Origin of the sequence: Nonomuraea sp. NPDC049480, from assembly GCF_044465905.1 — a bacterium.
Taxonomy (GTDB): domain Bacteria; phylum Actinomycetota; class Actinomycetes; order Streptosporangiales; family Streptosporangiaceae; genus Nonomuraea.
The window spans coordinates 280,308-293,959 of record NZ_JBITMD010000004.1 but is presented as its reverse complement, the minus strand read 5'-3'; the positions used below and the strand labels follow the sequence as shown (position 1 = coordinate 293,959).

The following is a 13,652-nucleotide window of genomic DNA, read 5'->3' as shown; positions in this document are numbered from 1 at the left end:
GCGGGCAAGGGGCATCGCCGTGCTCCTAAGTGGGGGGTGGGATGACCGGCGGGGTGTTTCAGTGCACGATCGGGTGGGCGACGTCGTGGGCGCGCAGGTGGCCGCACATGCCCCACCGCTGCTGCGGCGGGCTCTCCATCAGCGCGGACTGCCGCAGGTGGGCACCGTCGCCGCGGTCGAGGGCGTCGAGGATCTCCGCGGTGCGGTGGGTCTCCTGGGCGACCGTGCGCTCCCAGATCTCCCGCCATGCCGCGACCTTGGGCTGGACCAGGGCGACGGCGCTGTCGTAGAAGCGCCGCAGCTCCTCCGGGTCGTCGGCGAGGCGCAGGAAGCCTTCGACGGCCAGCTCGCGCCGCCGGGCGACCGCCTTGTCGACGTCCACCGCCGGGAGGCTCGCGGCCTCCCGATAGCGGTCCGGGTCGGCCACGATCTCCGTCGGGAACGTCATGACCGCGTCGCCGGCCTCGGGCAGGCCCGCGTTCGACATGACGACCACCACCTCCAGGCCGCCCTTGTTGACGGCCCGGTGGATGGTGCCCGGCGTGAACCACACGGTGGAGCCCTCGTGCAGCTCCGTCTCGCGCAGCCCGTTCACGTCCAGGGTCTGCAGCGCGCCGCGCCCGCCGACGACGACGTACGCCTCCGTGGAGGCCGTGTGCAGGTGCGGCGTGCCGCCCTCCAGCCCGTCGGCGCACGCCCCGGTGTAGACCGTCAGCCGGCTGATCGAGGTGCCGCCGGGGAACGTCATGCCAGCGCCGCCCGCCCCTGCTTGGCCAGCTGCGCCGTGCCGTCCTCGCCGCGGTCGCCGTCGGCGATCACGACCGCGTACCTGAAGCGGATGGTCTCGCCGTCCGGCAGCGGCACCTCCTCGCTGAAGAACGGCGCCGGGCACAGGCACGCGAAGTCCTCGCTGCGCGCGAACCACTGCGGCGGGTGCTGCGGGTTCGCGGCGTCGTCGACCATGACGACCGTCGAGTGGTCGCCGCTCTCGTCGTGCCGGCCGCGGAAGCCGAACCACTCCGCCCGCGTGCCGCGCAGCTCGTCGCCGCCCGCCCCGGCGGGCGACTGGATGATCCCGCCGGTGAACGACCGGGGGCCGCGCCAGAACAGGCCGCCGTACCCGGCGTTCTCGCGTCCCTTCGTGGTCGGCGAGCCGAAGTCGAGGGTGCCGCCGGACACGTTCGTCATCCGCGTCTCGAACACCAGCGCCCAGGTCCCCTCGTCCAGGACGGTCGCGGCAAGGGAGCGCCGCTCCTCGATGACCGGGGCGCCGGCCTGAGAGGTCCAGTCGAGCGTGTGGCCGATCTCGACGCGGTCGCCGTCGGCGGTGAGCGTGGTCATCTCGCGGTGCGTGGCGCTGCCGTTGTTCTCCAGCTGCACGTAGAACTTCCCGTGCACGTACGTGGGTCCGCCCCAGAAGTTGTGCTCGCCGACGTGCGGCAGCGACCAGGCGATGCCCTTGTGCCAGACGTGGTCGTGCGGCCGGAACAGCGACACCAGCCGGCCGCCGAGCGTGCGGATCGGGTGCAGATACGGCTTCGGCGACTCCAGCACCGGCGTGTCCGGGCGGTAGACGTAGCTGAACAGCTCGACGTCGCCCGCCGACACGGTGACCGACCGGCCGAGCGCGTGATTGGCCTGCAGGGTCACTTGTTCCTCACCTTTTCCCATGGGGCGCCCGTGCCCTCCATCGTCTGGGCGAACGGGCTGTCGGCTGTGATCTGTCCGCTTCGTACGCGTTCGCCGGTGAAGGCGGAGGCGTACAGAGCGGCGATGAACTCCATCGTCCGCCTGGTGTCCCCAGCGGTCACCGGGGGCGCCTGGCCCTGGTCGAGGGCGTCCAGCACGGCGGCGAGCCAGCCCTCGTGGCTGCTCGGCACTGTGCTGTGCCCCTGCGCCCACAGGTCGGACACGTTCTCGTGCCCGGGCGCGGGGGTGATCGTCCAGTCGTCGTCGGTGTAGCCGTACAGGTGCTCCACCTCGACCGTGGCATGCTCGTAGTCGAACCGCAGCTCAGAGGTCTGGCGGGGCGACACCACCGAGTTCACGACGGTGGCGACCGCGCCGCTCTCGAATGTCACCAGCGCCATCGACACGTCCTCGGTGTCGACGGAGCGGGCCTGGCGGGCGGCCACCGCGGTGACCTCCCGCCACGGGCCGAGGATCGACAGGAGCAGGTCGAACTGGTGGATGCCGTGTCCCATCGTCGGGCCGCCGCCCTCGGACTCCCAGGTGCCGCGCCATGGGACCGCGTAGTAGGCCTCGTCGCGGTACCACTGGGTGACGCAGGTCGCCAGCAGCGGACGGCCCAGCTCGCCGGCCTCCTGCAGGCGGCGCAGGCGCAGCGCGCCCGTGCCGAAGCGGTGCTGCAGGACGGTCGCGACATGCCCCGTCGAGCGGCTCTCGGCCTCGATCAGCGTGTCGAACTCGGCCAGCGAGAGCGTCGGCGGCTTCTCGATCAGCGCCGTCACGCCCGCCTCCAGGCATTCGACGGCCTGTGGCGCGTGCAGCTGCGGCGGGGTGCACAGGTGGACGACGTCCACCTGCTCCTGCCGCAGCAGGTCGGTCAGGCTCGCGTGAGCCCGCGGGACGTTCCAGGTGCCGGCGAACTGCTTGGCCCGGCCGAGGTCCACGTCGGCCACGGCGACGAGCTCCGCCCGGCCGTCTGAGGCGGCGACGGCGTTGGCGTGAGCGGTGGCGATCCCACCGGTGCCGACGATCGCGGCCCGGTAGTTCCTCCGTTGAGACAACTCATAACTCCTGGTTGAAGGGGGGATCAGGCGCCGTCGATCTCGGTCTGCAGCTCCTTGATGAACGACTTGGCGGCCTGCTCCGGCGTCTGCCGGTCGAACAGCACCTCTTCCGTGTGCCGTTTGATGATGGCTTCGAGGTTACTGGCGCCGTTCGGCGTCACTCGGGGGGCGGTGCCGACCTCGAGGGTGTCGAGGTACTCGGCCGCCGCCTTGTCCGTCTCCCCGAGCTTCGGGGTGATGGCCGCGCGGATCTTCGTGTTGGCCGGGACGCCGCGGTCGGTCAGCAGCACGTTCGCCGCCTCCTCGCCGTTGGCCAGGAAGTCCACGAACAGCGCCGCCTCGGCCGGGTGCTTGCTGCGCGAGGAGATCGACCAGAACATCGAGGGCTTGAAGTACGCGGCCGGGGACGTCGCCTGCGACTCGCCGGGCAGCTTGAGCAGCTTGAGCTTGGACCCGCTGGCCGCGCTCAGCGACGTCAGCTGGGTGTTCCACCAGGTGGCGAGGGCCGCGGTGTTGGTGGCCGTGCCGGACTGGTCCAGCGGTCCGCTGGCCCGCTCGATGGTCACCGACGGTGCCGGGGCGGCACCGGACTTGGCCAGGTCGCGGATGTAGGTCCAGTAGCCGGCCAGCACGTTCTCCGGAACGGCGACCTTGCCCGCCTCGTCGAACAGGGCCGCGCCGTTCTGCCGGGCCCAGATGTTCATGCTGCCGGCGTCGAAGCCGAAGGACTGGATGCCGGTGACCTTGCCGCCGCCCGCCTTCGACACCTCTTCGCCGACCTTCTTGAAGTCGTCCCAGGACCAGGTGGCGTCGTCCGGGAGCTTGATCTTGAACTGGTCGAAGAGGCCGGTGTTGGCGACGATCGCGTACGTGCTCAGGCCTACGGGGATGGCGTACTGCTTGCCCTTGACGATGCCGGTGTCCAGGGCGGACTTGTCGAAGTCGGCGGTCTTGAGGTGCTTGGTGGCGGTGCCGAGGTCGAGCAGGGCGCCGCGCTCGGCGTACGAGGCGAGGTAGAGCTCGTCCATCTGGATGACGTCGGGCGCGTCGTTCGCGGCCACGGTGGTGGCGAGGCTCTCCCAGTAGCCGTTCCAGTCCTTGAACTCGCCCTTGACGGTGATGTTCGGGTACTTCTTCTGGAAGAGGTCGATGACCTGCTGGGTGCGCTTGTGCCGCTCGTCCGCGCCCCACCAGGTGAAGCGGAGGGTGACCGGGTCCTTCGACAGCTCCTGACCGGCGCTGCCGCCGCCGCTGCCGCAGGCGGTGAGCATGAGTGCCGCCGCGGCGGCCAGAGCGATTCTTCTCATGATGAGTCCTTGGGGGGTTACTTGCCGCCGGTGGTGGCGATACCGCGGATGAGGTAGCGCTGGCCGACGAGGAAGGCGAGGAAGACCGGAGCCAGGGACACCACGCTCATCGCGAACATGGATCCCCAGGAGGTCGAGACCGTGGCGTCCACGAACGAGCGCAGCGCCACCGGCACGGTGTACATCTCCGGGTCCGTCAGGTAGATGAGCTGGCCGAAGAAGTCGTTCCACGTCCAGATGAAGGTGAAGATCACGGTTGTGGCGAGGGCCGGCATCATCAGGGGCAGGATGATCCGCAGGAAGATCCTGGCGTGGCCGCAGCCGTCGATCCTGGCCGCCTCGTCCAGCTCGCGGGGCAGCCCGCGGATGAACTGCACCATGAGGAAGACGAAGAACGCGTCGGTGGCCAGGAACTTCGGCACCACCAGCGGCAGGAACGTGTTCACCCAGTCGAGCTGGGAGAACATGATGTATTGCGGGACGATGATCACATGGATCGGCAGCATGATCGTGCCGAGCATGATGGCGAACCACAGGCGCTTGCCGGTGAAGTCCAGCCTGGCGAACGCGTACGCCGCCATCGAGCAGGACACCAGGTTGCCGATGATGCAGGCCAGCACCAGGATCGCCGAGTTGGCCAGGTAGTGGCCGAACGGGGAGGCCAGGGCGGTCCAGCCCTCGCCGTAGTTCTGCGTCTGGAGACTGTCGAGGATCAGGCCGGGGCGGCGGAAGATCTCGTTGTTGGGCCGCAGGCTGCTGACCACCATCCACAACACCGGATAGAGCATCACCAGTGCCAGCAGAATGAGACCGGCGTGCTTGAGCACCCTACGGATTTCAGTCATCGTAAACGACCCAGAATTTCGCGGCCCAGAAATTGATGGCGGTGAACGCGGCGATGATGACGAGCAGCAGCCAGGCGAGCGCGGAGGCGTACCCCATGTCGAAATTCCCGAATCCCCGCTGGTAGAGGTAGAGCGTGTAGAAGAGGGTGGAGTCCGAGGGCCCGCCGCTGCCGCCCGAGACCACGAACGCCTGCGTGAACGACTGGAACGCGTGGATGACCTGCAGGACCAGATTGAAGAAGACGATCGGCGACAGCAGCGGGATCGTGATCCTCCGGAACTGGGTCCACTTTCCGGCGCCGTCCGTGGCCGCGGCCTCGTAGTACATCGCGGGGATCTGGCGCAGTCCTGCCAGGAAGATCACCATCGGGGCGCCGAACGTCCACACGTTCAGGACGATCAGCGTCGACAGCGCGCTGTCCGGGTCGGAGATCCAGCCCCTGCCCTCGATGCCGGCCATGGACAGCACCTGGTTGAACAGGCCGTCGGCGCCGAAGATCTGCCGCCACAGCACCGCGATCGCCACGGAGGAGCCGAGCAGCGACGGCAGGTAGAACGCCGAGCGGTAGAACGCCAGGCCGCGCAGCCCCTTGTCCAGCACGAGCGCCAGCGCCAGGGCGCAGGCCAGCTGCAGCGGCACGGAGACGAGGACGTAGACCAGCGTCACGCCGATCGCCTTGTGCAGGCGGGCGTCGCCGAGCATGCGGATCCAGTTGTCCAGGCCGTTGAAGACCGGGGGCTGGATCAGGTTGTAGTCGGTGAAGCCCAGCACGAACGAGGCCGCGATCGGGCCGGCCGTGATGAACAGCAGGCCCGCGAACCAGGGCAGCAGGAACGCGAACGCCGCCTTATTGTCCTTCTTGGCTTCCCTGCCGGCGCCGAGGGTTCCGCCGCTGCCCTTGCGCATGCGCTGGAGCTCGCCAAGAGCACTCACGCGGGCCTCCTCGACGCGATCATTCGTGACCTCCTGTCACCGCGAGACGGGGTCCGCCATGGTTGGGAAAACGTATTCCGCAGTTTGCATGCCTGTTACGCGAGCGTCAAGAGCGCTACCGCGGACCCATCGCCGACGCGGCGACACCGCTCGTCACACGCCGTGAGGGATCTGCCGGTCACCGTACGCCCACCCGTTACACCGCCGTGACCTGCCCGAATGAGCATCGCACCGGTGGGCGGGCCCGTTCCGCGCGTGCCGTCACCCGGCCCCAGCGCAGCCCAGAACCATCCCCATGCCTTCCTGCCGGCCTTCCGGGCGCGCATGAGTGCACACCTGCGACGGGACACCGGCAAAAGCCGGCGCCTGTCACCGAGAGTGACATGGCGTCGGGCACAAAGCGGCCACATCCACCGCCGCACACTTCCGCCCGCCTCCTGTTCCCTGGCCGCTCCCCGTCCCGTGCCCCGACGCAGACCGTCGGCAGGCGGCGAGGCGGACGCCGTCCGGAGAGGGGCGGGCCGATCAGGCGTCGCGGAGGCGGGTGCTGTCGCGGACGATCAGGCGGCCTTCGACGATCAGGCGGCGTGGCTCGCCTGCCTCCGCGAGCGCGAAACGAATCGCCTCCGCCCCCGCGTGCGCCAGCGGAAGCGCCACCGTCGTCAATCTCGGCGTCACGTCACCGGCGAGCGGAATATCGTCGATCCCCGTCACGGAAACGTCCTCGGGAACGTTTATCCCGGCCGCCCGGAAACCCGACATGGCCCCAATGGCGACGGTGTCGTTGAGCGCGAGAACCGCCTGCCGCCCGTCCATTCCCTCCTCGGCCAGCCGCCGCGCCGCGTCGAATCCACCCTGCCGGCTGACCTCGCAGTAAACGGGCCGGACATCCCGCTCGTCAACGCCCCCGGCACGCAATCCGTCGGCGAATCCCGCCGTACGATCGGACACGGTACGCAGCTCCCTGACGCCGGCGAATATCGCCACCCGCCGGTGCCCCGTCCCCGCGAGAAAGGCCCCTGCCGCCCGCCCCGCGCCGTAATCGTCGAACCCGATCGCGTCGAAGGCCATGTCCGTCTCGCCGACGATCACGACCCGGCCGCCCTCCCTCTCGTACGCGGCCAGCTCCTTGAGCAGCCGCCCGCCGAGCGCGTGGGCCATGAACCGGCTGGAGGTCAGCACGAGCGCGCGCGGCCGCAGCGCCCGCAGCAGTCGGACGGTCTCCAGCTGCCGCTCGTGCGCGCCCATGGTGGCGGACACGGTGACGAAGGCCCCGGCGGTGCGCGCCTCCCGCTCCATCGCGGCCACGATCATGCCCATGGACGGCGTCGTGAGGTCGTCGGCGACGAGCGCGATCGAGTCACTCGCCCGTCGCATCGCCCGGGCGGAGGCGTCCACCGTGTACCGCAGGGCCGCCGCCGCGGCCAGCACGCGGGCCTCGTACTCGGGGGCCACTTTCCGGGCGCTGCCGCCCAGGACCCGGGACGCGGTGGCGACCGAGACCCCCGCCGCCGCGGCCACGTCGTGCAGCGTGACCGTGGGCCGCGCCGCATGGGGCATGGGCGGTGTCCTTTCCGAGGCGTGCAGGTCGGTTCTGAAGAGTACCCCGGGCGAGGCAACGTGACCTGGACGGTCTGGCGTTCCCCGTCAGTTCTCGTACGCCCCGCATTGTCATCGGCAAGGCATGACCCATGTCATGCAGAGCCGGTGACATAGCGGACTAACCCGCCACCCCTCGTCGCATCATGCTGATGACCATGATTACTCGCCGATTCACACAGGTCCTGACCACGATGGGCGGCGCGCTGCTCATCGCAGGAACCCTGGCGGCCCCCGGCCCGGCGGCCGCCGCGACGGACGACCGGCAGGCGCTGCGGGCATCCCTGGACGCCGTGCACGAAGCCGGCATGTACGGCATCCTCTCGAACGTCCGCGACGGGGGCCGGACGTGGCGGGGCGCCTCCGGCGTGGCCGACGTGGACACCCGCCGTCCGGTGCGGCCGGACATGGTCCACCGGGTCGGAAGCATCACCAAGACCTTCACCGCCGTGGCCGTCCTGCAGCAGGTCGAGCGCGGCACCATCGAACTGGACGCGCCGATCGGCCGCTACCTGCCGGACCTGGTCCCGGGCGAGCGCGGCCAGAAGATCACCGTACGCATGCTGCTCAACCACACCAGCCACATCGGCGACTACATCGGCCCGGCGTTCCCCTCGCTGCTGGAAGGCTCGACCTCCAGCCTGGACGAGCACCGCTTCCGTACGATCGCGCCCGAAGAGCTGGTCAGGCTCGGCCTCGGCGCGGCCGCGACCGGCGAGCCCGGCGCGGTGCCCGGCTCGTACTCGAACGCCAACTACGTGCTCGCGGGCCTGCTGCTGGAGAAGGTGACGGGCCAGGACGCCGAGCGCCACATCACCCGGCACGTGATCCAGCGCGCCGGTTTACGGCACACGTCGTTCCCGCGCACGCCCCACATCCCGGGTCCGCACTCCAAGGCGTACGAGTCGTGGTTCGGGCTGATCGATCCGCCGCGCGACTACAGCGTCTACAACATGTCCTGGGCAAGCACGGCGGGGGCCCTCACGTCCACGATGGACGACCTCAACCGCTTCTACCGGGAGCTGTTGCGCGGCCGGCTGATCGGCGCGGCACAGCTCGCCGAGATGCGGAAGACGGTCGCCGTGACGGTGGGCGGAGGCCAGATCGACCACTACGGCCTCGGCATCTACGCTCTCGACCTGCCGTGCGGCCGGTTCTGGGGACACGACGGGGGCGTCTTCGGCATGGGCGCGCAGTCGCTGTCCAGCCCTGACGGCGGCCGCCAGCTCTCGTTCGGCATCAACTACATGAAGTACCAGCGCATCGTGAACGGCGTCGTCGAGCCCAGCCCGATCGACTTCGCGATCGTCGACCACATGCTGCTGGCACTGTGCGGGCAGAGCGCCGCCACGGCGCGGACGACGCAGGCGCCGTTCCTGCCGTTCCCCGCCGACAGGCGGTGACCGGGCTCATCGCGGCCTGTGCTCTGCATCACTCTCGGCGTGTGGATTTCTGCGCAGAGGTTCCCTTCCGCTCTCCGTAATGTCCGTGCTGCCGGACGAAAACCCGGCAGCACCAGCACCGATACGGGGAGGAAACCCGATGCGCAAGACCCTCGCGATCGCGACTTTCGTCGGCTCGATGGCCGTCACCGGCCTCGCCGTCGCCCCGGCCGCCCAGGCCGCCACCCAGACCGGCACCACCACCACGACGACCGGCAGCAGCTGGGGCAAGTTCTTCTCCAGCGATCACAAGGCCTACACCTACGGCAAGACCTGGAGCAAGGGCGGCAAGGTCTACACGAAGTGGTACGGGGTCGAAAAGAAGGGCGGCAAGAAGGGCTGGGTCTGGTTCGAGTACTACCAGAACGGCGGCTGGCACAAGTTCAACAAGTCCTGGGACGGCAAGGTCGCCGGCGCCTGGAAGGGCCACGGGATCAAGAAGGTCTACACCTTCACCTGCTGGGGCGGCAAGTTCGACAACTGCGGCAAGAAGTACCGCATCTACTAAGAACGCCACGTACCCGAGGCCCGGCGGCACTCAGCCGCCGGGCTTCTCATGCGGAAGGCACCTGACGCACCCCGTTCCGCCACACGTCCGTGATCGCGCGGGTCGCGGTGATGTCCGTGGTCGGGTCACCGTCCACCAGCAGCAGGTCGGCCCGGAGCCCGGGAGCGATCCGCCCCCGGTCCGTGAGCCCGAAGCACCTGGCGGTCAGGCTGGTGGCCGCCGTGAGCGCCTGTGCCGAGGTCAGGCCCGCCCCGGTCAGCATCAGCAGCTCGTGGTGCAACCCCGCCCCGTGGACGGGCCCGAACGGCGTGCAGTCCGTCCCGGCCAGCACCGGCACCCCGGCCCGCGCCAGCGCCGCCGCCGCCTGCGAGGCGTTCACCACCCCCGCCGAGTGCGCGGGGATCCCGGTGTAATCCCGCGCGAACGTGGCCTTCGACCGCTCGGACATCCGGCCCGCCACGCGCGGGTCCCGCAGCAGCTCCGCGCCACCTGGGTCGCCCGTGACCGCTTCGATGTACGTGATCGTGCTGACCACGAACGCGTCGTACGCGGCGATCCTGGCGGCCGTCTCCTCGGCGAGCTCCCCTCCGGCATCCGTGTAGAGGTGCGCCAGCCCGTCGGCGCCCGCGTCGAGCGCGATGAGCGCCTCGCGCGCCGTCACCGTGTGCGCGACGACCCGCAGCCCGGCGGCGTGTGCGGCCTCGACCAGCACGGCGGCGAGCTCGGGGCTCAGCGCGGGCAGCTCCATGCCGGACGCCGCGCCGTCGTCGACGGCGATCTTGAGGTAGTCGGCACCCTCCGCCAGCCGCGCCTCCACGAACGCCTTGGCCTGGTCCGCGTCCGCCACCGTGTCGAGCCCGCGGTCCGAGCCGAGGGCTTTGAGCAGGTCCGGGGTCATGATCTGGGTCGGGTGCCCGCCGGGCACGGTGGCGATCATGCTGGAGCTGCGGAGGTCGGCCACGTCGTCGCGTTCGGCGGCCTGGCGGCGCTGCTCGGCCAGGATGGGCGGCAGGTTGTTCATGTCGAGCTCGGTGGTGACGCCGAACCTCAGCGCCTCCGCCAGGTCGCCCTCGAAGGCGTGCGCGTGCGCGTCGATCAGGCCGGGCAGCAGGGTCTTGCCGGCGCCGTCCACCTCCACGTCCACGGGTCCGGCGGCGTCGGCGGCGATGCGGTCGCCGTCGATCAGGACGTCGGCGCCGGGCGCGGTCCGCTCGCCGTCGAAGACACGAACGTTACGGATCAAGGTGCGCATGTCTCTCCCCCATCTAGTTCTGCGCCTGATAGTACGACGTCTAATTATTAGACGCAAGAAAACCGGGTACGGGCCCGCGGACCCGTACCCGGTCCACAAATGGATCAGTGCGAGAACGCCTGGAACTCGGCCGCCCTCACGTGCTCCCGCTGCGGGCTGGCCGTGGCGCAGTCCGTCGCGGAGTTCGGATCGTTGTCCTGCTCCCCCGCGTACAGCGGGTTGCCGGTGCACTGGCTGCTGACCACGCGCAGCATCAGATGCGTGGCACTGGTGTCCCGCACGTCGAACGACTTGAAGATCATGTCCGCGCCCCTGGGCCGCGGCAGCGCCGAGCGGAACGCGTCCGCCGGACTGGTGTAGATCTTCCTGAAGTTCGCCGGGTCGGCGCAGCCCGAGCCGCACGCCAGCACTTCGAAGGCGCGCAGGCTGGAGAAGCGGTTCTGCCCGCCGGGATCGGCCGGGTCGTTGACGTTCGGCCGGAGCATCGAGCTCACCTGCACCCGCCCGATCCTGACCGGGGCGTCGCCCGCCAGGTCCACGACCACCGACTTGCCCGCCGGCGCACCGGTGAGCGAGGCCCAGTTCGTGGCCTCGGTCTCGTCGATCAGCTTGGCCTGGTTGACGCCGTCGCCGGTGGCCGCCGCGCCGCTCGCCGCCGAGGCGTGGTTGCGGGTCAGCAGCAGCGGCAACGGCAGCTTCACGCCCGGCAGCACCGCGAACTTCAGCCGCTTGTGCCCGAACCCGCTGCCCGCGGCCACGAAGTCGTACACGCCCGGCGTCATCTCCACGGTGTCGCCGAGCGGCGTGGCCGGGTCGGTGTCGGCCACCGGGACCGCCCGTCCCTCGTAGTCGCCGACGTACAGCCGCAGCGCCGCGTCCTTGGCCTCGCCCAGGGGCTTCAGCTGGAGCGAGCCGTTCTTGCCGACCGGGTTGGCGAAGCTCGGCGTCGCCTCGCCGTCGTTCGGCCCGGTGCTGGCCGCGTCCCTGCCCAGGCCGTGCTCGGCGAACGCGCGCCACATGATGTCCTGGTTCTTGCCGCCGAAGCGGATCGCGTCGGCGGCGAGCATGGCGTCGCGGTGGTCGACGTACGTGACCGCGCCCGAGGCCATCAGCAGCAGGGCGTCGAACGCCAGCTGCGCCCAGCGCCGGTTGCCGGGGCACTTCTCGACCGGCGTCTTCCCGTCGGCGCACGCGCGCTGCGACTTGGCCGTGCCGTCGCCGTACCGCTTGACGAAGGCCGCGCGCACGTCGAACTGCGTGGCCGACCAGATCTCGCCGTCCGCGTGGACCTGCTGGCCGACCAGGTCGTAGTTGAGGTCGCTGTAGTTGAGCGGCGACTTCGACATGTCGTAGTTCCTGATGCCGCGCTGCCTGTCGCCGGTCACGTAGCCGCCTGTGACGTACGGGGTCTCTCCGGACGGGCGGAACCCGTACTCGAAGAGGTACTCCATCGCGAACAGGTCGGAGGTGCTCTCGTTCATGGCGCCGGCCTGCGCGCCGCTCCAACCGGCGGTCGGCCCGGCGATCATGCGGCCGGAGATCGCGTGTGTGTACTCGTGGCCGATGACCGACATGTCGTAGTCACCGTCCACGCAGGGCGCGTAGAAGGCCCCGGCGATCGGCTGCCACAGGTACATGTTCGTGATCGGCGCGACCCCGTCGGGCCCGGTGATCTGGTTGGCGTTGTCGCGTACGGACAGCACCCGCGCGCCCGCCTGCGCGTTGCCCTGCTCGGGGTCGTCGCCGAGCCCGCCCCGGTCACCGTTGTCGTCCTGCATGTTCCAGGCGGTCTCGGTGAAGCCGAGCCGGTACGACCAGTCGTGCATGCGGTTGTGCATGGCGTTCAGGTTGGCGATCGCGGCCTCGAGGTCGTTCTCGCCCGGCTGGTCCAGCGTGGCCGGGTCGCACTTGGCCTCGTACCAGGTGTTGCGCCACGGGTAGGCGTAGTTCCTGCTCGGCGTGAGCACGTTGGAGCGGGTGCCCACGGTGAACGGGTCGCCGCTGGCCCGGTTCTCGAACGTCCTGGCCGCGTTGCCGATGCTGGTGTTCGTCGGCGCGCCGGTGGCGTGGTCGACGTCCCACGCCTTGCCGGTCGCCGGGTCGCCGCCGCTCACGTAGTCACAGCCGGGGCCCGGCGTGTGGCACCAGGTCTGGCGGGTGTCGGCGGAGGAGTAGTCGTCGCGCGGGTTCGCCGGGAACGCCTCCCAGTGCGGGTTCTCCGGGTCGGCGTGGTGGTCGACGAGGTTCTCCCGCACCAGGACGGCGCCGCTGACCGCGTCCACGTGCGTCGTGTACGCCGCCGCCTCGCCGCCCCCGCCGCCGATCAGCACGACCTGGAACGCGCGGTGCACGCCGTCGGGCGCGGGCACCGCCACCGGGGTCGCCTGCTTGGTGGCCGCCGTGGCCAGGTCGATGCCGCCGTCCCTGGCCGCGATCTCCAACGCCTGCTGGGCGCTGATCGCGGCGGCCGGGGGCGCCTGTGTGGCGCGCGACAGCGAGGACGTGACGTGCCGGACCGTGCCGTCGACCACGCCGACCGCGACGAGCCCGTCCACGCCGGCCGGCAGGTCGCCGAACTTCTGCCGCAACAGCACGGCGTGGCCCGCGCCGATGGGATTGACCGCGACCCGCTCCAGCGCGTCGACGGCCTCGGCCGGCAATCCGAAGATGCTCTCGTTGTTCTTGAGGTAGGCGCGTGCCGCCTGCTCAGGATCGGACCCCAGACCCTCGGCCAGCGGCTCGGCGCTGACGACGGCGGCGGGGGTGCCGAGAGCGTTCCAGCGGATCTCGGCGGTGGGACCCGCCCTGCGCTGGTTGGCCCCCGGCGGCGGCGGGACCCGGCCCTGCCGGTTGTCCACATCCGGCTTGCCGTGCTCCTCGGCCTGGAAGTCGTGGACGATCGGGGCTTGCCCGCCGGGTGCGCCGCTCGCGGCCCCGGTCGGGGCCAGAGCCGACGCGGCCAGGGCGACGACGATGAGGGTGCTGCTGCGTAACCAGGACTTTGACGACACG

The 13,652-nt window shown here is 70.3% G+C and carries 11 protein-coding genes; 2 read left to right on the top strand and 9 right to left on the bottom strand.

The window, feature by feature from the left end:
* Positions 1–58 precede the first annotated feature (58 nt).
* The 7 genes from ACIBX3_RS14590 to ACIBX3_RS14560 form a co-directional block, all read right to left on the bottom strand.
* Positions 59–748 carry a cupin domain-containing protein gene (locus ACIBX3_RS14590; protein ID WP_397116907.1) on the bottom strand — a complete coding sequence of 230 codons (690 nt, stop codon included), beginning with the start codon at positions 746–748 and terminating at the stop codon, positions 59–61.
* Positions 745–1,650, bottom strand: a complete 906-nt coding sequence (locus tag ACIBX3_RS14585) for a PmoA family protein (protein WP_397116905.1) — start codon at positions 1,648–1,650, stop codon at positions 745–747. Before ACIBX3_RS14585 ends, ACIBX3_RS14590 begins: the two co-directional genes overlap by 4 nt.
* Entirely contained in the window at positions 1,647–2,750 is a 1,104-nt protein-coding gene (locus ACIBX3_RS14580) for a Gfo/Idh/MocA family protein (protein WP_397116903.1), read from the bottom strand. Before ACIBX3_RS14580 ends, ACIBX3_RS14585 begins: the two co-directional genes overlap by 4 nt.
* Positions 2,751–2,776: 26 nt before the next feature.
* Positions 2,777–4,060, bottom strand: a complete 1,284-nt coding sequence (locus tag ACIBX3_RS14575) for an ABC transporter substrate-binding protein (protein ID WP_397116901.1) — start codon at positions 4,058–4,060, stop codon at positions 2,777–2,779.
* A gap of 17 nt (positions 4,061–4,077) precedes the next feature.
* Entirely contained in the window at positions 4,078–4,905 is an 828-nt protein-coding gene (locus ACIBX3_RS14570; protein ID WP_397116899.1) for a carbohydrate ABC transporter permease, read from the bottom strand.
* Positions 4,898–5,812, bottom strand: coding sequence for a carbohydrate ABC transporter permease (locus ACIBX3_RS14565; RefSeq protein ID WP_397117404.1), 915 nt, complete (start codon positions 5,810–5,812; stop codon positions 4,898–4,900). The genes ACIBX3_RS14570 and ACIBX3_RS14565 overlap by 8 nt, the downstream gene beginning before the upstream one ends.
* Before the next feature lie 552 nt (positions 5,813–6,364).
* Positions 6,365–7,399, bottom strand: coding sequence for a LacI family DNA-binding transcriptional regulator (locus ACIBX3_RS14560; RefSeq protein ID WP_397116897.1), 1,035 nt, complete (start codon positions 7,397–7,399; stop codon positions 6,365–6,367).
* A gap of 197 nt (positions 7,400–7,596) precedes the next feature.
* Here ACIBX3_RS14560 and ACIBX3_RS14555 point away from each other — a divergent pair, with 197 nt between their 5' ends.
* Positions 7,597–8,841 (top strand): serine hydrolase domain-containing protein, encoded by a 1,245-nt coding sequence (locus tag ACIBX3_RS14555; RefSeq protein WP_397116895.1) that lies wholly within the window; start codon positions 7,597–7,599, stop codon positions 8,839–8,841.
* A gap of 139 nt (positions 8,842–8,980) precedes the next feature.
* Positions 8,981–9,388: a hypothetical protein gene (locus ACIBX3_RS14550; RefSeq protein WP_397116893.1), complete on the top strand. Its 408-nt coding sequence runs from the start codon at positions 8,981–8,983 to the stop codon at positions 9,386–9,388.
* A 46-nt stretch (positions 9,389–9,434) separates the two neighbouring features.
* Here ACIBX3_RS14550 and ACIBX3_RS14545 read toward each other — a convergent pair whose 3' ends face one another.
* Positions 9,435–10,640, bottom strand: coding sequence for an amidohydrolase family protein (locus ACIBX3_RS14545; RefSeq protein ID WP_397116891.1), 1,206 nt, complete (start codon positions 10,638–10,640; stop codon positions 9,435–9,437).
* 104 nt (positions 10,641–10,744) lie between these two features.
* On the bottom strand, positions 10,745–13,651 hold the full coding sequence (locus tag ACIBX3_RS14540; protein WP_397116889.1) for a M36 family metallopeptidase: 2,907 nt from the start codon (positions 13,649–13,651) through the stop codon (positions 10,745–10,747).
* Between the last annotated feature and the right edge of the window lies 1 nt (position 13,652).

What these genes read in the sequence shown, in the direction of transcription:
- ACIBX3_RS14575 (WP_397116901.1), bottom strand. Translation starts at nt 4,060, where the DNA reads ATGAGAAGAATCGCTCTGGCCGCCGCGGCGGCACTCATGCTCACCGCC.
- ACIBX3_RS14565 (WP_397117404.1), bottom strand. Translation starts at nt 5,812, where the DNA reads ATGCGCAAGGGCAGCGGCGGAACCCTCGGCGCCGGCAGGGAAGCCAAG.
- ACIBX3_RS14545 (WP_397116891.1), bottom strand. Translation starts at nt 10,640, where the DNA reads ATGCGCACCTTGATCCGTAACGTTCGTGTCTTCGACGGCGAGCGGACC.
- ACIBX3_RS14550 (WP_397116893.1), top strand. Translation starts at nt 8,981, where the DNA reads ATGCGCAAGACCCTCGCGATCGCGACTTTCGTCGGCTCGATGGCCGTC.
- ACIBX3_RS14560 (WP_397116897.1), bottom strand. Translation starts at nt 7,399, where the DNA reads ATGCCCCATGCGGCGCGGCCCACGGTCACGCTGCACGACGTGGCCGCG.
- ACIBX3_RS14555 (WP_397116895.1), top strand. Translation starts at nt 7,597, where the DNA reads ATGATTACTCGCCGATTCACACAGGTCCTGACCACGATGGGCGGCGCG.
- ACIBX3_RS14570 (WP_397116899.1), bottom strand. Translation starts at nt 4,905, where the DNA reads ATGACTGAAATCCGTAGGGTGCTCAAGCACGCCGGTCTCATTCTGCTG.
- ACIBX3_RS14590 (WP_397116907.1), bottom strand. Translation starts at nt 748, where the DNA reads ATGACGTTCCCCGGCGGCACCTCGATCAGCCGGCTGACGGTCTACACC.